This is a genomic window from uncultured Paraglaciecola sp. (genome assembly GCF_913058035.1).
Taxonomy (GTDB): Bacteria; Pseudomonadota; Gammaproteobacteria; order Enterobacterales; family Alteromonadaceae; genus Paraglaciecola.
The window spans coordinates 1-18,032 of sequence record NZ_CAJXPA010000090.1; the positions used below are offsets into that span (position 1 = coordinate 1).

An 18,032-nucleotide genomic window follows, 5' to 3' on the forward strand; every position below is an offset into this window, starting at 1 on the left:
TGTGTGGGTTGATTCGCAAGTGCACTAAGTAAGCACAAAATAAGTAGTCGTAGGCTGGATTTTTGGAGCGTAGAGGGTGACTTGATCCGAGAGAACTGGGTATTAATTGATATGCTTTCTGTTTATGACCAGCTAGGTGTCGATGTGCTGGCTAGGATGCGTGAATTCAATAAGGCACGCCGTTAGATACTAAAAAAGTACGATAAATATATATGAAGGCAATTACTCGGTAAATTGACTCCGCAGTCTATAATTTTAAAATATCTTTCTGCTGAAGGTTATTTTTTTATACTCAATAACATGTTTTGTTGATTAAATAGGCATTAATAAGCTGTTTAATCAGTATGAATGTGATTTTTCGGTTGATTTATTAGTGATTCCGAAGTATTTTTTGGCATAAGATATTATAAATAATAAAACTACCAATCTTCGGAACATTCTAGCCAGCTCAGCATCGGGAATAAAAGCATGAAAATGAAAGCACACCACTTACTTAAAACAACTATCGCAATGGCCGTAGCGAATGCCGTAGCAGTATCGAGCGCATACGCTCAAGTAAAAACAGAAAAAGAAATAGAAGTAATAGAAATTAGTGCGACGAAGCGTGTCGCTAATATTCAAGATGTACCACTTGCAGTTACCGCTATTAGCGGTAGCGAACTGGTAAACATGCAAATTACTGATGTCATGTCTTTAGAGAAAGTTATTCCCGGAGTGACCATAACCAGTTTTGGTAACAACCCACAAATAATACTACGCGGAGCAGGTAGCGCAGGGACTACTGATATCGCAGTTCCTATTTATCACAATAATATGTATTTACCAACAACCGGACAAGCGCTGGCAGGTTACTTAGATATTGAACGTATAGAGGCATTACGCGGACCTCAAGGAACATTGTTTGGACGCAATACATTTGGTGGTTTGATCAATGTTATTACTAAAAAGCCAGATCCTGAAGAATTTTCATTCGGTGCTGCGGCAACACTAGGTGATTATAATTTAGTGAAAACCGAAGGTTTTGTTAACGTACCAATGAGTGACAATGTTGCTTTGCGTATTACTGCCGCTGATGAAAAGCGTGACGGCTATGTTGAAAATATCTTTAATCCAAATGGTGATATAAAAGATTCAGATTACAGTTACATTCGTGGCCAATTATTGTTTATGCCAAGCGACACATTATCTATTAATTTGACCGCGTCGCATTGGAAAGATACCGGTAACGGAAGCTTAAATTTTGGTTACAAACCAGCTGGTATTCCACTCGATAGAGACGACCCTACGCGGATTAATGCAGCGGATGGATTTTTAGACCCACGTTTTGGCGTTTATGAAGGCTGTGCTGATGGCTCACCTGACAGACCCGGAGGCAGAACTGTCTCCGGTGGTAATGTTTGTGCTGGCGATGCTTTAGCTAATATTGTTCCTGGCGCAAGAACTATCGACTATGATTACACACCTAATCGAGAGCTTGAAGAAACATCATTTTACGTGAGTATTGATTGGGAAGTAGCTGAGCATAGCGTTATGGTTAATGGCGCTATGTTTGATTATCAATCTATTAACCTGATGGATGCAGACCTTTCTGGTCTAGCCTCTTGGGTTGATGGAAACTACAGTACCAGTAAATCAAAACAAGTTGATGTTACCGTTTCATCGTTATTTGATGGACCTCTACAATATACTGTCGGGGCTTATTATTTTAATAGCCAAGATCCTGATAATCGTTCTGCTTACATTTTTGGTAGCTTAGTTGAATCTTGGTCCGGTTATGCTGGAGCAACACCAGAAACACCATCATGGGCATCTTGGAATAGTGAAGGCCGTGGTGGGACTAAATCCACAGCTTTATATGGGCAAGCAACTTACGCCTTAACTGATAAATTAAATATGACTGCGGGTATACGTTTCACTGAAGACGACCGTGAAGCTCAAAGTGCAGACCCACTAAGTTTTGATAATTCTGCTGCACGCTTAGGCCCAACATTACCTATTCGTACTTACGGAACTCGAGAAGTACAAAAGGGTGTTGATAAAAATACTGATTACCGTCTAGGTGCAGACTATCAAGTTGGCGAAAACCTTATGGTCTACGCAACGTATGCAACGGCCTATATCGCAGGCGCAACAGATGTCACAACACAAACTTTACTTGCTCCACAAACTAATAAAGCCTTTGAGATAGGTGCAAAATCAACCTTGCTAGATGGTGCTTTGCGTCTTAATGCAGCGGCTTACAGCGGTAAATTTGAGGGGTTAACGACCACTGCCTTTATTGAGCAAGGTGATACTGGTATTTCTGTAGCAACACAGGTCCCTGGTGGTTCAATCTTATCACGTGGGCTCGAAATTGAAGGTTTTTGGGATGTAACTGACGCATTAGTCGTCGACTTTGGTGTGTCGATTGATATGTCACAGTACGATGAATTTATAGTGGATGCAGGTAATCTTGTCTGGAATGACACTGCACCGATAGGCGCTGAAACCATTAGTGGTTCTTTTGTATACGTGGTGGATGGTGAAGATACGCCCTATACACCTGACGTGACCGTTGGTGTAGGCGTGTCTTACTTTATAGATTTGGGCGATATGGGTACCATAAAACCTCATGTCTTCGCCTATTATAATTCGGGTTATGTGAGTAACCGCGCACCTGTATTCTTTGCTGACCAAGACGCTTATACCAAACTAGATCTTTCGGTTAAATGGCAGTCTACTGATGGAGATTATTCGGTACAAGCCTATGTTAATAATGCATCTGATGAACTGATTAAAACCTATACTGAGATATTTAGTCGAGCGAGAGTGGCATATGACTACAATTCTCCGCGTAACTTCGGCGTAAGATTTGCGTATAACTTTTAAGGTTAGAGTTGTAAGATATTAATATGTATTGGCCTACACTGAGTAGGCCTTTTTATTGCTTCATCCCCGAAAAATCACAAGGACTGCTGTGGACCAATACATCGCTAATCAATTACAACAAGGTTTTCAGTTACTACAAAATAAGCGTTTGCTTGATGCTCAGCATGTTTTTGAAGATGTATTAAAAGTTGAACCTTTGAATGAGCATGGATTGAACCTGTTAGGCGTAGTATTTATTCAAATACAACAAGCTGAGCAAGCTGTACTTGTTTTAGAAAAAGCGCTTACTGTTAACGACAAAGATGCGCAAACCTATGACAATTTAGGGCTAGCATACAAAGAATTACATCAATTCAAAAAAGCGCAGAAAGCCTTTAATTCTTCTTTAATATTGAATCCACAGCAGCCCCACACATTAAATAATCTGGGTAATGTATTGGCAGCACAAGACCAGCACAAACAAGCCACTTTAGTATTTGATAAAGCCCTCAAACTCGACGCTAATTATCCAGAATGTTTATCTAACTTTGCACAGTCATTAAAAGAATTAGGTAACCTAGAGATTGCGTTAAGAGCGATAGTTCATGCTAATCACCTTGAACCAAATAATAGTTATTACTTAAATATAAAAGGTGAAATTCAGCTAGCAAAAATTGATTACGAGAATGCACAACAAACCTTTGAAAAAGCCATTGCTGTAGACAATTATATGCCCGCACACATCAATTTATCGACAACATTGAAACAACTCGGTAACTATAAGAAAGCAAAAGCATGTTTACAAGGAGTCATCAAACATGAGCCAAATAATAGTGAAGCTCACAATCATCTTGGAGTATTACAAGAACAGTTAGGTGAATTTGATTCAGCCGCCGTAAGTTTTAGAACGGCTCTTAAACATACTCCTAATCATGCGAGTTCATTCTATCAATTAGCTAAGCTTAAAAATCAAACGTTAGACTCTGAAGAAGTTGATAAAATCACCGAGTTACTGGCAGATAGTAAAACCCCCAGTATATTTAAGTCGTCCTTATTCTTTGCACTCGCAGTGCACTACGATAAGTCACAACAGCATGCGTTAGCTATCAAAAACTATGCTAGTGCACAGCAAATAAAGGCAGAAAAATTTCCTTACAACAATACACTCATGGAACAATATCGAGTCGCAGTGGAAGCTATTATGCCGGTGATGCCGACATCAATTGCAAAAGTGTGTATGGAGCATGTTCATCCTATATTTATTATTGGTATGCCGCGTTCAGGTACTAGTCTAGCTGAACAAATACTGGCATCTCATTCACAAATTTTTGGCGCAGGTGAACTCGGTTATATAAACGAGTTAGTTACAGCGGCAGAACAAACCAGCAACACACCTTATCCTTATTGTTTAACTAAACTCAGCTCATCACAACTGACTGAACTCGGGTATCAGTATAAGCTAAGAATGTTTCAAACCTTTGGCGGAAGTGCCTTTTTCACCGACAAAAATCCGCTTAATTTTAATTTTGTTGGATTTATAAAAGCTATTTTGCCGGATGCTAAATTTGTCTATTGCCTGCGTGATGCTACAGATAATTGCCTATCTATTTTTAAATTACCTTTTGATGACAGCCAAGGTTACGCTCATGACCTAAATGCTTTGGGGCATTACTATCGTGAACATGAACGTTTAATGAAATTTTGGACGAATTCATATAGCGAAGATATTATCACCATCAATTATGAAGCGGTAGTAAACAACCAACCCAAGGAAACCGCGCGTTTACTCAACTTCTTAGGTCTTGATTATGAGCAAGCAACAGAGCGTTTTTACCAAACACAACGCATAGTTATGACACCAAGCGCTGAACAAGTAAGACAACCCATCTATAAAACGAGTATCAACAGCTGGCAAAAATATGGCGATGCACTAAAACCTCTCCAGCAAGCCCTTAATAAATATAAATAAAACTACTTTTTAGGATTGTTAAACCAATTGATATCATGGTTGATCATTTGCTCAAGTCCCATTTGGTTGTAGTTTTCTGAGAACCACTGATGTTGGCTAATAGTTAACGAATGGGTATTACCTGGGTACTCAAAGTTAACTGCGTTACCGCCAGACTTCAATATTGTTTGGACAAGCGCTTGATTCCATTTAGAAAGAGAATAGTAGTCACGATCTGAATGATGCAATGCCAGTGGTTCCTGAAGGTATTGAGGATAATAAATTGCTGATGTTGCTGCATAAGCAGCTTTAATATGATTTGGATGTTGTACAACAGTTCGACCCATGTCGTTCGTTTCTAATGTATAAAAATCTGCAGTTAAATAGTCTTTCTGTAAAATATGGTACATCTCATCGTACTTCTTTTTAAACGCCTGTTTTACCGTCGATGACGACCACGTCTTATTTTGCCACGTCCAATCAGAGGAATGGGGTGTGCCTATCCAGTCTGCAGGAAAACCAAACTGAAAGTCAGGATTAACCTGCCCGTCGTATCCCGTTGCACTCGAGGTCCAACGCCCATCGCCTGCCAAAAAAGCCTGTGGCGACGTAGACATTGAGCTATATAATTCTCCCTGTTTTAAACGTGGTAAGAAACACCCAGAAAAAATTGAAGCAGCACTGATTTGTTGCTTGACCGTGGATGACTCACCAGCAATCGCTAAGACCAGTAATGCAGTATCGCCACCTTGTGAATGACCAGATAAAAAAACTTTTTTAGTATCTATATTAATTGGGCTTGGTCCCAGCTTTAAGGATGTTATAGATTGAATACTGTCGAGTGCATTGAGCATGTCGATAGCATAAAAAATGGGACTAATATAACTGGCGTTATCCCAGCGTTGCATGAACTCTATGCCTTGGGCCGGAACGTTATTAACAGTGCCATGGCCACGCCAACCTGGGGTCACAACTACATAACCTTGCTTTGCTAGTCTATCAATATATGTGGCTTGACTACCTTCTTGGTCAAGAAAAAAATTAAATGACGGTGCGCTTTTAATTCCTACCCAGCCATGACTATAAAGTAAAACAGGGTAACCTGTTACGGGCGCAGTTTTTTGCGGAATATCGATGCGTGCATAGTTGGTGAGTCCGTCGCTTTTATAGCTCATTATGAAAGACGAATAGCCATCACTGTTGTTGTCTACGGCCTCAGGTTTGACAAACTGACTTCCGTATTGCCTGTTGCGTAAATGTGAAATAGATAAAATAGACAAGCTGGGTATGTCTGGTGTTGTCCAATTCATAATTAGTGGATTATTAGGGCTTAATTTTTCAGTTGAACAAACGGTCAAAGGTATCTGTAGTATAAAAACACTCAACATTGTTTCTATACTACAGATACCTTTGACCGTAATTTTTTTCATAATTAATCGTCTTATTGTTGATTTTTCTTAGCTTGCGTAAATTTTGCTTGAAGTTGGTTAGCGCCTGCTAACATAAAGCTGTGATCTGACCCTAGTAAAAATAATGAAACTCGCTGTTTGAGCCAATGATCTAACTCGTCTAAGTTGGCAATAAACATACCCGTTGCAAGATTATGTTTATTTGCAACCTCAACAATTTTATTGACAGTTTCTAATACTTTAGGTGCATTAGGATCGGTTTGCCCTAACGCAACTGTCAAATCCATTCTACCAATAAACAAACAATCTACGCCCTTTACTTGGCAAATAGCATCAAGTTGATCAAGTGCGTCAATATCTTCAATTTGTGCAATGACTGCAGTATTGCTGGTATTATGTATAAGGTTCTGTTGCATGTTGATAGTGGTATAACCTGCCATTCGAGTAGAGCCAGCATATCCTCGGCCATTATGGCCGTAGTAACATTGCTTCACAATATTTTCTAATTGCTGAGCATTTTTTACATGAGGTACAACTATGCCATCAGCGCCTAAATCTAAAGTATTTAAAATAGTATCGTGATGATCATTTGGGATACGTACTAAAACGTGCTGTTGATTAGCTCTTGCTGCCAAAATGCAGCTATCTAAATCGCGCCTGTCAAAAGGAGCATGTTCTGCATCAAGGCATAACGTTGCAAAGCCAACTTTTGATAGCACTTCTGTGTTATGAAAGTGTGGCGTTTTAACAAATGTTCCTAGTAATGGTTGTTTGTTAGCGAGCGCTTGTTTAAATTTATGCATAGTGTTTGTTTACCCACTGTTTAATTAGGTTTGCAATGTCTGTAGGTGCCTGCAAGGGAGCAAAATGCCCACAATCTGGTAATAAATGTAATTCAGATTGAGGTGCTGCTTGGGCCATTATTTGCTGGTGCTCAGGGGGGCAAGCTTGGTCGTTGAGCGCACCTATTATTAACAAGGGTTGATTGAAATGTGTTAACACATCAAAGGAATCTGGACGTTCAGCCAGTACTTTTAACTGTGCTTCGAAAGTCTCAACACCAAGTTGCGTAGCCATTGTTGTGACTATTTCACCTTCATGGCAATGAGGATTAGAAAAGTAGACAGATAAGTATTCTTGTTGAATAAGTTTTTCAATGTTTTGGGTTTGTGCAAATTTGAGATGAGCATGCCTACCTGTTTTGCGCCCCGGCAAATCTGCATGACAATTACTATTCAGTAGTATCATGCCAGTAAGTTGTGTGACATTCATTCGGATCAGTTCAAATGCCACCATTCCACCCATGGAAAATCCAATTGGAATAAATGGCCGTGCACCTACAATATCCATGACTTCTGCAGCCATGTCTGCCAAGTTATCGTGTTTATCAAACGCAACAGTTTTTGTTTCAAGGGGCAAGTCTGCCAACATCGGTATAAACATTTCACTGGTACACAAAGTGCCAGGTATAAAAACCAATAATGGTTTATGTTTCATTTTTTGCCGGACCTACGGTACTCCCCTCAATTAAAGACCCAGACCATACGCGAAGTTGAGCTGGGTTTTCAGGTGATGCTATTTGTTCAAGTAAAATATCAACGGCAGCTTTCGTCATTTGTTCTACAGGTTGCTTAATAGTCGTGAGTTGATAACTATGCCAAAAAACAGCATTTACACCATCAAAGCCCACTACAGATAAATCTTCTGGAACTTTTAAACCAAATTGTTTTCTAGCCTCATCAATGACACCAATTGCCATGGTGTCATTGCTGCATATTACAGCGGTGGGAGCTGAGTTCGATGCCATCCACTGTGAAAAGGCATGACGCCCTGAGTCATAACTAAAATCGCCATATTGTATCGGCACATCGTTATTACCTTTACTAGCTAGCGCCTTAATAGCTAGTTCACAGCGTTCTTGGGCTACATCAGATTCTGCGGGGCCCGCTACAACCAAGTACTTGCTATGCTCATAGTCGTGCAAAATATTAACTAACTCATAAATGCCTTGTTCATGATTACAGCATACTGAACTTGCCGAATGACCAGAAACACGACGGTTATAGAGTACAACCGGGATTTGATGCTCTTTAAATTTATTAATGCTTTTGTTATCAAAATGGGCTGCAATTGCGATTACGCCATCCACTTGAAAGGTCCATATGTGCTCTAAAATATCGTCTAAGCCTGCAGCATCATCTAGGTTAAAAAGTAACACCCTCTCATTCTTTTCAGATAAACGTTTGTTTAACAAAGACAATACTTCAGGGTATATAAGGTTGACTCGGGAAGACAAAATAACCGCCACCATACCAGACCGCTTGGTGATCAGCATTCGCGCTATAGCGTTAGGTTTGTAGCCTAACTCATTCGCTGTTGCTAACACCTTTGACTTGGTCTTTTTAGAGACACTCCTACCATCAATATACACTCTAGATACAGCAGACTGAGAAACGCCCGCTGCCTTTGCTACATCGTAGGATGTGACGCGTTTTTTGCTATTCAATTTATTTTTTTCCGTATCGTCTCAAGCGAATGTCGGCTTGTTCTTTATGCCCGGCAAAGCCCTCAACCGCACAAAGACGGGAGCAGTAATTGCCAACCACGACAGAAGCTTCTTCTGTAATATGTTGAAAAGTACAGGTTTTTATGAACTTACCGACCCATAGGCCACCAGTATAACGTGCTGCCTTTTTAGTTGGAAGTGTATGATTAGTGCCGATACATTTATCACCATATGAAACATTGGTTTCGGGTCCTAGGAACAAGGCACCAAAGTTTTGCATATTGTCTTTATAAAAATCGGTATTGTGTGTCATAACTTGCACATGTTCGAAAGCTAAGTCATTGGCAACTTGTAGCATTTCTGCATGAGTGTCGCATACTATTACTTCACCAAAATCACGCCATGCTTGACCAGCCACTTCGCCTGTTGAGAGAACCTTTAATTGACGTTCGACCTCTGCCATTGTTTCGTTTGCTAGTTTTTCACTGTTAGTCAATAGAACTGCTGGTGACGTGGGGCCATGTTCTGCTTGGCCTAATAAATCGGCTGCGCAGAGTTCACCGTCAACGCTTTCATCAGCAATAACTAAGGTTTCCGTAGGTCCAGCAAATAAATCGATACCCACTCGACCAAATAATTGGCGTTTAGCCTCAGCCACAAAAGCATTACCCGGGCCAACAATCATGTCAACAGGCGCTATTGTCTCAGTCCCAATAGCCATTGCAGCAACAGCTTGCACACCTCCAAAACAATAAATTTCATCAGCGCCAGCCATATCCATTGCCACAACAATCGCTGGCGACGGTTTTCCACCAAACGGCGGTGCACAGGCAATAACACGCTTTACACCTGCTACTTTAGCCGTGACCACACTCATATGTGCAGAGGCTACAAGGGGATATTTGCCACCTGGTACATAACAACCTACTGATTCCATTGGAATATGTTTGTGACCTAATGTGACACCCGGTAATGTTTCGACTTCAACATCTTTCATTGAGTTTCTTTGGATCTGTGCGAAGTTTCTCACTTGCGCTTGAGCCCAGCGAATATCAGAAATCACTTGTTCGCTTAGTTCAGCGTAACAAGCTGTAATATCCTCTTTTGATAACCTAAATGACTCCGGAGTCCATTTATCGAAGTTTTCAGAGTATTTTCTTACTGCTTTATCGCCATTTTTTTCAATTTCACTAATGATATCTTCAACAATGTTCTGCACTTTTTTATTGGACTCAGACTTTTCCTGCTGAGTAGGCCCTTTCTTAAGATACTTGATCATAATGTCTCTCCAAAATTTATACTTGATTATGTCGTGTTACGAATAATTCTTGCCAATTCAAAAATCTTACTTAATAATGACTTCGAATGCAAAATAAAATTTGGGGCGCGTATGATTGGTTTTAGTACTGACTTATTCACTGGAAAAACATTGCTGATCACAGGTGCAGGCAAAGGCATTGGCCGAGCTTGTGCAAAACTTGCCGCACAGTCAGGTGCAAATGTTATTGCGGTGGCGAGGACAAAAGAAGATCTAGAGGATTTACAAAGAACCAATCCAGAAAACATTGAGATCTGGGTTGAAGATGTACTTTCAGATGCGTTTATATCCAGATTAAAACGGCTTAAGCGACTTGATGGTTTAATTAATAATGTAGGAACCAATCGGGTTGCAGAGCTACTAGAACAACCCTCAGAAGATTTAGAATTGATGATTGATATCAATATCAAAAGCTTATACCGCACTTCTAAGGCCGCAGTTTCGGTGATGCAACAATCTGGTGGTGCAATTGTGAACATGTCATCACAAATGGGATTTGTAGGTTCTCCGGGCAGAACATTGTACTGCATGACCAAGCATGCTGTGGAGGGATTAACTAAAGCGATGGGTGTGGAGCTGGCACCAAGCAATATTCGGGTTAATTCAGTTGCGCCAACCTTTGTGTCAACAGCACTAACAGCACCTATGCTAGAAGATCCAGATTTTAAGAAATTTGTGTTTGAGATGATCCCTATGAATAAGTTGGCAACCCCTGAAGATGTTGCTAACGCTTGTATTTTTTTGCTTAGCGATCTGGCAGCAATGATTACCGGCACCTGTATTAAGGTAGATGGCGGTTGGACCGCTCGTTAGTAAATAAATAAATAAAGATGAATCACTGGAGAATATGATGTCTCTTCAAACAAGAGCTGTTCGTTACGAAGAATTAAAACCCTGTATCAATGCATTCATTGATTCCCGAAGTCCGGGGTCTGATAAAAAAGAAAACTTTACTATTATCGGCCCTGGCGTAGCAGAAAATCCAAACCAACATGTGCACATCAAGATAGCTCACGGTTTCAATATTGGAGGTGCCCGCCAGCCTGCTAATTGCCTCAACTCACAACACAGTCATTTAACGGAAGAAGTGTTTGTTGTGCACCATGGCAAATGGGACTTTGTGACCGGTGTTGATGCAACTGATGGACGAGTATCTTTAAATAGCGGTGATATTATCTCACTTCCAATGGATATTTTTAGAGGTTTTGAGTGTATTCAAGGACTCCCCAGCGGTGCGCATAAAGGTTTAGGTTATTTGCATGCAGTGTTAGGTGGGGACGACCCGGGGCGTGTGTTATGGGCCCCTAAAGTGTTTGATATGGCGAAATACTATGGGCTGATCCTTTTAGACGATGGGTCTTTGATCGATACTATTGCGGGAGAAAGCATTCCGACTGGAAAAAAACCTATGTTGGTCACCAATGCCCAACAAATTGCAGAGCATAGGTTTGTAGATAGTGATGCATTAAACCAATACGTTATTCGAACCGCTGATTTTGACTGGCAAAGTAACACTGCACTATCTAAGTTTGAAGGAGTCTGTGAGGTGTCTCTTATTGGCGGAGATTCAACTGAAGAAGGCATTGTTGCATCCAAATTAGGCTGGAAACATGGCTTTGTGGTTCGAGCATTAAAACTCCAAGCAGGTGCCTTGATCCCCTCACATCAGCGAGTCGAGGAAGAAGTTATTTTTGTACACCAAGGTTCATTAAGCATACGAGTTGATGGAGAGACCATTCAGTTAGCTGAAGGTGATAATTTTACTACGCCGATTGGCAGTGAACGAAGCTTTAGTAATCTGTCTGATTCAGAGTCGGTTTGTTATATAACTCGTAGAGGTGATAATCCAATTTCACCTGTATTTAGTTCTTAAGTATTTTATAAAAGCCATTGGCTATATTAGGCTTTACATTTTTCTAAGCTTCTATATTTCTAAATCAAGTTTACATACAAAAGCTTGGATGGCTATTTTTAGTTAAAGCGGTATTGACGCTACCGGGTAGAGAAACCGAATTGAGATTTTATGATCAGTGTTTTTGATATGTTTAAAGTGGGTATTGGTCCTTCTAGTTCACACACAGTTGGACCAATGCGTGCAGCATATTTGTTTGCAGAGCAAATACAAACTCAAGGAAAGCTTGATCAGGTTTCTTATATAACAACTGAACTGTTTGGGTCGTTAGGCCAGACTGGTAAGGGCCATGGTACTGGAAAAGCGATTATTTTAGGTTTGTTAGGATACAGTCCAGAAAATGTACCGGTCCATCAAATTGATAATCTGTTAGCAAACGTTGCAACCAGCCAAACTTTAATGTTGTTAAACACCCAGAAAATTACTTTTTCAAATAATGGTGCGATTATCTTTCATCGTAGAAAGGTATTACCTAAACACGCCAATGGAATGACTATGTCTGCATTTGCTGAAAATAAATTACTTTTTCAATGCACATATTACTCAGTTGGCGGTGGCTTTATTGTAGAAGATAAAGATTTTGATACCCAAAAAAATGAAACAACGGCTGGATCGCAAATTGTAGTGCCATACCCATTTTCCAATGCACATGAATTAATGAATGTGTGTCACAACAATGGCTTGCGGATCAGTAGCCTGATGTTGAAAAACGAAACGGTCTTGAGACCAGAAAGCGATGTCCGCGCAAATCTTCTCAATATTTGGAACACGATGCAGGAATGTATAGAAAATGGCAAAAGGACAGAAGGAGTGTTACCCGGCGGGCTAAAAGTATATAGACGTGCGTCTGCGTTATTCTCGAGACTTGAAAATGAAAAAAGTAGTGACCCTATGATCTGTTTAGACTGGGTCAACATGTTTGCTCTGGCCGTAAACGAAGAAAATGCAGCGGGTGGCAGAGTCGTGACGGCACCCACTAACGGTGCTGCGGGCATTATTCCGGCAGTTATGAGCTACTATCACAAGTTTGTTCTTCCCATGTCTGATGACACTGCGTGTCGTTTTTTATTAACTGCAGCAGCCATAGGTATTCTCTATAAAAAAAATGCTTCCATTTCAGGTGCAGAAGTGGGCTGTCAAGGTGAGATAGGGGTAGCATGTTCGATGGCTGCAGCTGCATTAACAGAGATTTTAGGAGGTTCAGTTGCCTGTGTTGAAAACGCTGCCGAGATAGGCATGGAACATAATTTAGGCTTGACTTGTGATCCAGTAGGCGGTTTGGTGCAAGTTCCCTGCATCGAAAGAAATGCAATGGGGGCAATAAAAGCAATTAATGCATCAAGATTGGCGCTGCGTGGAACAGGCAATCATAAAGTATCACTCGATAAAGTGATTAAAACCATGTGGGAGACGGGTAACGATATGAAAGCCAAATACAAAGAAACCTCTCGTGGTGGTTTGGCAGTCAATATTATTGAATGTTAAAAGTGTCGTTAAATCCATATTTGTAACCAATTAGGTCCGTCTTGATTACTGATGAAGTCTGGCTTTCCATCAAGGTAAATATCCACAAAAGCAGCACTCAGAGAAATGGATGCTGCTGCAATACTCGCTTGCTTGGTTAGTTCGACAAATCGGTGTTCCCTAGTTTACCTAAATAGCCGAACATTACGGCCGAGGCTGACATAAAAATTTAATAGGCCATCAGGATCATAATCACCGACTGCTATGCCACCTGACATATGAGAAGCTGCGCTGTCTGTTTTGTTTGAAAAAGGGGTATAACATAAACCTGCATTTCGGCTTACGTCACTAAATGCAGTGTCTGATGTTCTATTAATATTGTCACAGTTAATGAGTTCAACGGTCACCACAGTGTCCGATACCGATACGGCAAGGAGTGTTGGTAGAGATTGAGTTGACTCGTCACCGCAACCAAATGACGTAAATTGTTACAATCAAAGTGAGTGCAAGTGGTCAATTATTTATTAACAAAAAATCTCGTCATGTATTAATTAATGACTGCCTAAATAGGGTAACTAGTAATTAATTATTTTTCATAGAACCCGTTACACTTTTCTGGCTAACTCACTCGAACCTAATTAAATTCATTATTATGTTGTCAAATTACATTTTATTATTAAGAAATTAAGCCCAAGCTATTGAATTTAATGGGTTATTAAAAAGTTTCTAAGTTTCTAAGGCATTAACATATACCTAAATCAATAAACGATTAATTTGGGTATATGTAGTTTAAGCCAAATTTTAGGCGTTAATTCTTATTACTCGTTCATTCCATACTTAATTGTTAAACACCTTATAGATTGTTGTCTTTTGAAGAAAACTTATATGGACTGAACAATAAGCACAAAAAGACTTATATTTATTTTCACCTAACATTTTCAAGTTGACTTTCTCTACGCAGACAATGCAAAATTTATTGTATAGGTGTTTGTAACCTAGTATTTATTCTCCTGAGTTCACATGAATTTGTCGATTATTTATGGCAAGTAAGTGTTGAGCTTCGAACACTTATTTAAAAATTAAAATGGACCAGATATGAAATCAGTACTGATATTTACTTTGTCGTTAATAACCTTAGGCTGCAGCAATTTTTTTGTGAAAGCTCCTGTACTTTTGACTAAGGTTGAGGATGAAATCAAGGTTATTTGTGAATGGGGCAGTCAAAAATTTGATTTGTGTCAGTATCAGACTCAACAAGAAATGATCAAAGCCCTGATGCAGGAGATGACTCTGGACGAAAAAATTGGACAAATGACTCAGTCAGTTTGGCATAACAATGTATCCCCTGAAATCATTCGTGACAAAACGATTGGCTCTATCATTCATACCCAAGGCCCGACCCCCGGTCCAGACGCTATGGACTGGATCAATAAATTCAATGAGTTTCAAAGTCGTGCATTAGAAACCCGTTTAGGTATTCCATTATTGATTGCTGTTGATGCGGTGCATGGTCAAAATACTTTTGAAGGTGCGGTTATTTTTCCTCATAACATCGGTATGGCCGCAACTAGAAATATGTCGTTAATTAAACAAGCCGCACAAATCACTGCGTTAGAAGTAGCAGGGACTGGATTCAACTGGACTTTTTCACCTTGTATTGCCATGCCACAGCATGAGCACTGGGGCAGAGTGTATGAAGGCTATACCGAGGACAGAGATTTAACCACAGCAGCAGTGATTGCCTCTATAGCAGGCCATCAGGGTACAAGTTTGGCGCATCGTCACACTATAGCCGCTACTGCGAAACACTTTTTAGGTGACGGTGCTACGGATGGCGGTATAGAAGGGGGCAATGCCACTATGACGGACCAGGTGATGCGGGAAACTTATCTGCCTCCTTATGCTGCAGCAGTTGATAAGGGCATTGCGTCAATTATGGTTGGGTTTAACTCCTACAATGGAATTAATTTACATCAACATACTCACTTGGTCACCGACATATTAAAAGGTGAGCTTGGATTTAAAGGCGTTGTGGTAAGCGACTGGAATGGCGGGATCCGCTTTGGTGAGCCTCATACGGTAATTAACGCGGGTGTGGATATAGCAATGCAACCGGGCAATCACGATGAGTTTATGTCAAAACTGAAAGCCTCAGTACTCGATAAAACAGTACCCATGAGCCGTATCGATGATGCGGTAAATAGAATTTTAGCCATGAAATTTAAACTTGGTTTATTTTCAGATCCGTTTGGAAAAGAAGAGTTCGCTACCTCAATTGGCTCAGACAAGCATAGAGCGATCGCTCGCCAAGCGGTAAGAGAATCATTGGTGCTATTAAAAAATGAAAATGCTGCCTTGCCACTGTTGCCTACTGAGTCAATTGCGGTGGTGGGTGAACATGGTAATAACAGTGGATTACAAAGCGGCGGCTGGTCAATTCAATGGCAGGGACAGGCGGAAAGCTATCGTGGTGCTACCACCATCTTTGATGGCATGAATGCGATAGGTTCGAACGTGGAATATGCAGAACAAGGTTGTTACCCAGGAATGGCTGCCGATAAAGCGGTGGTGGTGGTTGGCGAAAATCCGTATGCAGAAGGGTTTGGTGATACTGAGAATTTACGGTTAACCAAAGCGCACAAAAATCTAATTAGTGGATGTAAAAATCTTAATAAACAAGTCATAGTGATGTTGATTTCGGGCCGCGTATTGCTAATTAAAGATGAGCTTGCAGATAGTGACGCTTTTGTAGCGGCTTGGTTGCCAGGATCTGAAGGTGCTGGTGTAGCAGATTTCTTGTTTGCTACTGACGGATTTAAACCAGTCGGTCAGTCACCTTATGCATGGCCAGTGAATTATGCAGATATTCCCCTTGCACAAGATGCTGAGCATGCATTATTTACATTCGGATATGGTTTACAGGATTATTGAGTTACTTCATTTTTTTTAAACACAAATTTAAAGAAGCTGCTTTGTGGCAGCTTTTTTGAATCGTCCGATGTTGCTTAAACACTCGTATTGGAAATATCAATGTTACACGTTTTGATAAACCTCATATTTACTATCTATTTTCTAAAGAAATATTAAGAACCGCTGGGTGATATTACCAAGATACCTTTTTATTTTGTAGGGATACCTCAGTGACTGACTCCATCGATTAAGTTCTAAGCGCACCGTTTATGCTTGCACTCGTCTGCGGCGGATGACGCCCAAAGCCATTAATCCCAGCGCAAGGATGGCCAGAGCACCTGGCTCAGTTACCAGGCGCAACTCTGAGATACGAAATCCATTCCCTGCACTGTCGCCTGTTAGTCCTAAAACTCTAAATGAGTCCAGTGCTACATAACCAGATATCCAGGTATCATTATTACCTGTGGTATCAAAAACATCTTCTACGCTGGCTACATTGATTGTGATGCCTGCCGTATCATGGTTACCAAAACCAGAGAAGTCTATTTCAAATATGCCATAAAAGGTCGTATCCAATTCGAAAGTCAACCATTCACCAATCTCAAGATTGGGACTATCGATATGCCTAACTCCTAAACCATTAGTCCAGCGGGCAACATCAGCATCAGTGCCGTCACTATTAAAGGCCTTAGTCGTTAAGGTGTAATCACTTAAGGAATATTCAACTTCATGGGAATTAGCTTTCTTTTCTTCGAAATTAAAAATCAAATTAGCGGAAGCGTTCATCGACACCAGCATCGATAAGCTGAGCACCAGTGTTTTAAGGCTATTATAATTCTTCATTTTTTACTCCATTTTTTGTTTTACGTAAGTGCATTAATTGTATGTATTCAACACTGCTATTAAGTCTAAGCACTTTTCAGGCCACAAAAAAATAATGTTTATTATCAGTACCTTAATTTTATATAAAAAAGCGTAAATTAGGAGGTGTAAAATAATTAGACACTTTTCCCCTTACTATGTTGTTGCAAATAAGGGCGGGTTCTCATTTTTTGTGAAAAAAAGCGGTCAAGTCATTTGTTCATTAAAACTACCTAAAAAATAGTAACGTTTCTTAATTTTTATAAACGTACATAGGATAAGTGGCTCAAGTTAGCACCCAATTCGCTGGTTCTGCGTCTGTCTAATTTGCCATGGCGTGGGGGTGCAGCGATGGGACAGGATGGCATGATGTTGGTAGTCTGTTGATCGCTCAAAATAGTCTTTCAATCTTACCCGCCTGTCAGTTTATTAGGTATGTCTGAGTTGCAAACATTAATTTTTCGAATTTTTATAGAGTTTTAGCTTTGGTTTTCCTCGTTACAAACATAAAGTAATTTGGAAAAAATTTAAGTACACAAAATTGCGGATTTTAAGGAGTTTCAGTTTCAAACATTAATATGCTCGCACAAGTGATGAATGCCAAACGCATTATGAGTGAGAAATTCCGCAGTAAATCGATAAACCAGCATGGTTGTGATGCTTGGCGGAAGCTTAAAAGGTATAGACAATCCCAACATTGACGATATTTTATCTAGTGTCTCTGTTTCTTTTGATTCTATTTTATTCATTTCTAACCTTCGTTTATTGGTTATGACTCCATTGTCAGTATCAAAACTTGGTAGATAAAACTTTTGCCACAGCAAAACACGGTAACTAAAAATGGTTTAATCCTATGT

General features: G+C 40.1%; 15 protein-coding genes. 6 read left to right on the top strand and 9 right to left on the bottom strand.

Annotation, left to right across the window (positions count from 1 at the left end; translation table 11 throughout):
- Positions 1-468 precede the first annotated feature (468 nt).
- Both QZ562_RS12565 and QZ562_RS12570 read left to right on the top strand, forming a co-directional pair.
- Complete coding sequence (locus QZ562_RS12565; RefSeq protein ID WP_293760495.1) at positions 469-2,868, top strand: TonB-dependent receptor; 2,400 nt, start codon at positions 469-471, stop codon at positions 2,866-2,868.
- An 88-nt stretch (positions 2,869-2,956) separates the two neighbouring features.
- Positions 2,957-4,816 carry a tetratricopeptide repeat-containing sulfotransferase family protein gene (locus QZ562_RS12570; protein ID WP_293760498.1) on the top strand — a complete coding sequence of 620 codons (1,860 nt, stop codon included), beginning with the start codon at positions 2,957-2,959 and terminating at the stop codon, positions 4,814-4,816.
- Positions 4,817-4,818: 2 nt separating this feature from the next.
- On the opposite strand, the gene QZ562_RS12575 is transcribed toward QZ562_RS12570, so the two are convergent.
- The 5 genes from QZ562_RS12575 to hisD are packed head-to-tail and all read right to left on the bottom strand — an operon-like array spanning position 4,819 to position 9,989.
- Positions 4,819-6,225, bottom strand: a complete 1,407-nt coding sequence (locus QZ562_RS12575) for an alpha/beta fold hydrolase (RefSeq protein ID WP_293760501.1) — start codon at positions 6,223-6,225, stop codon at positions 4,819-4,821.
- A gap of 11 nt (positions 6,226-6,236) precedes the next feature.
- Positions 6,237-7,007 carry an aldolase/citrate lyase family protein gene (locus QZ562_RS12580; protein ID WP_293760504.1) on the bottom strand — a complete coding sequence of 257 codons (771 nt, stop codon included), beginning with the start codon at positions 7,005-7,007 and terminating at the stop codon, positions 6,237-6,239.
- A complete protein-coding gene (locus tag QZ562_RS12585) occupies positions 7,000-7,701 on the bottom strand; it encodes an alpha/beta hydrolase (protein ID WP_293760507.1) in 702 nt (233 codons plus the stop codon). The genes QZ562_RS12580 and QZ562_RS12585 overlap by 8 nt, the downstream gene beginning before the upstream one ends.
- Positions 7,691-8,710: a LacI family DNA-binding transcriptional regulator gene (locus tag QZ562_RS12590; protein WP_293760510.1), complete on the bottom strand. Its 1,020-nt coding sequence runs from the start codon at positions 8,708-8,710 to the stop codon at positions 7,691-7,693. Before QZ562_RS12590 ends, QZ562_RS12585 begins: the two co-directional genes overlap by 11 nt.
- Position 8,711: 1 nt before the next feature.
- Positions 8,712-9,989, bottom strand: coding sequence for a histidinol dehydrogenase (gene hisD, locus QZ562_RS12595; protein WP_293760512.1), 1,278 nt, complete (start codon positions 9,987-9,989; stop codon positions 8,712-8,714).
- 111 nt (positions 9,990-10,100) lie between these two features.
- On the opposite strand from hisD, the gene QZ562_RS12600 reads away from it, so the two are divergent.
- The 3 genes from QZ562_RS12600 to QZ562_RS12610 all read left to right on the top strand — a co-directional run bounded on the left by QZ562_RS12600 (position 10,101) and on the right by QZ562_RS12610 (position 13,425).
- Positions 10,101-10,841, top strand: coding sequence for an SDR family oxidoreductase (locus QZ562_RS12600; protein WP_293760514.1), 741 nt, complete (start codon positions 10,101-10,103; stop codon positions 10,839-10,841).
- A 37-nt stretch (positions 10,842-10,878) separates the two neighbouring features.
- Positions 10,879-11,901 carry a cupin domain-containing protein gene (locus tag QZ562_RS12605; RefSeq protein ID WP_293760517.1) on the top strand — a complete coding sequence of 341 codons (1,023 nt, stop codon included), beginning with the start codon at positions 10,879-10,881 and terminating at the stop codon, positions 11,899-11,901.
- A gap of 150 nt (positions 11,902-12,051) precedes the next feature.
- Entirely contained in the window at positions 12,052-13,425 is a 1,374-nt protein-coding gene (locus QZ562_RS12610) for an L-serine ammonia-lyase (RefSeq protein ID WP_293760520.1), read from the top strand.
- A gap of 164 nt (positions 13,426-13,589) precedes the next feature.
- Here QZ562_RS12610 and QZ562_RS12615 read toward each other — a convergent pair whose 3' ends face one another.
- On the bottom strand, positions 13,590-13,811 hold the full coding sequence (locus tag QZ562_RS12615) for a hypothetical protein (protein ID WP_293760523.1): 222 nt from the start codon (positions 13,809-13,811) through the stop codon (positions 13,590-13,592).
- Positions 13,812-14,499: 688 nt separating this feature from the next.
- Between QZ562_RS12615 and QZ562_RS12620 the strand changes: the two genes are divergently transcribed.
- A complete protein-coding gene (locus tag QZ562_RS12620) occupies positions 14,500-16,335 on the top strand; it encodes a glycoside hydrolase family 3 N-terminal domain-containing protein (RefSeq protein WP_293760526.1) in 1,836 nt (611 codons plus the stop codon).
- A gap of 246 nt (positions 16,336-16,581) precedes the next feature.
- On the opposite strand, the gene QZ562_RS12625 is transcribed toward QZ562_RS12620, so the two are convergent.
- The 3 genes from QZ562_RS12625 to QZ562_RS12635 all read right to left on the bottom strand — a co-directional run bounded on the left by QZ562_RS12625 (position 16,582) and on the right by QZ562_RS12635 (position 17,924).
- Positions 16,582-17,157 (bottom strand): hypothetical protein, encoded by a 576-nt coding sequence (locus QZ562_RS12625; protein WP_293760529.1) that lies wholly within the window; start codon positions 17,155-17,157, stop codon positions 16,582-16,584.
- A gap of 278 nt (positions 17,158-17,435) precedes the next feature.
- A complete protein-coding gene (locus tag QZ562_RS12630) occupies positions 17,436-17,570 on the bottom strand; it encodes a hypothetical protein (RefSeq protein ID WP_293760531.1) in 135 nt (44 codons plus the stop codon).
- 171 nt (positions 17,571-17,741) lie between these two features.
- The gene (locus QZ562_RS12635; RefSeq protein WP_293760533.1) at positions 17,742-17,924 is read right to left on the bottom strand and encodes a hypothetical protein; all 183 of its coding nucleotides are present in this window, start codon (positions 17,922-17,924) and stop codon (positions 17,742-17,744) included.
- Between the last annotated feature and the right edge of the window lie 108 nt (positions 17,925-18,032).

What these genes read in the sequence shown, in the direction of transcription:
- QZ562_RS12565 (WP_293760495.1), top strand. Translation starts at nt 469, where the DNA reads ATGAAAATGAAAGCACACCACTTACTTAAAACAACTATCGCAATGGCC.
- QZ562_RS12575 (WP_293760501.1), bottom strand. Translation starts at nt 6,225, where the DNA reads ATGAAAAAAATTACGGTCAAAGGTATCTGTAGTATAGAAACAATGTTG.
- QZ562_RS12580 (WP_293760504.1), bottom strand. Translation starts at nt 7,007, where the DNA reads ATGCATAAATTTAAACAAGCGCTCGCTAACAAACAACCATTACTAGGA.
- QZ562_RS12585 (WP_293760507.1), bottom strand. Translation starts at nt 7,701, where the DNA reads ATGAAACATAAACCATTATTGGTTTTTATACCTGGCACTTTGTGTACC.
- hisD (WP_293760512.1), bottom strand. Translation starts at nt 9,989, where the DNA reads ATGATCAAGTATCTTAAGAAAGGGCCTACTCAGCAGGAAAAGTCTGAG.
- QZ562_RS12600 (WP_293760514.1), top strand. Translation starts at nt 10,101, where the DNA reads ATGATTGGTTTTAGTACTGACTTATTCACTGGAAAAACATTGCTGATC.
- QZ562_RS12605 (WP_293760517.1), top strand. Translation starts at nt 10,879, where the DNA reads ATGTCTCTTCAAACAAGAGCTGTTCGTTACGAAGAATTAAAACCCTGT.
- QZ562_RS12610 (WP_293760520.1), top strand. Translation starts at nt 12,052, where the DNA reads ATGATCAGTGTTTTTGATATGTTTAAAGTGGGTATTGGTCCTTCTAGT.
- QZ562_RS12620 (WP_293760526.1), top strand. Translation starts at nt 14,500, where the DNA reads ATGAAATCAGTACTGATATTTACTTTGTCGTTAATAACCTTAGGCTGC.
- QZ562_RS12625 (WP_293760529.1), bottom strand. Translation starts at nt 17,157, where the DNA reads ATGAAGAATTATAATAGCCTTAAAACACTGGTGCTCAGCTTATCGATG.
- QZ562_RS12635 (WP_293760533.1), bottom strand. Translation starts at nt 17,924, where the DNA reads ATGAATAAAATAGAATCAAAAGAAACAGAGACACTAGATAAAATATCG.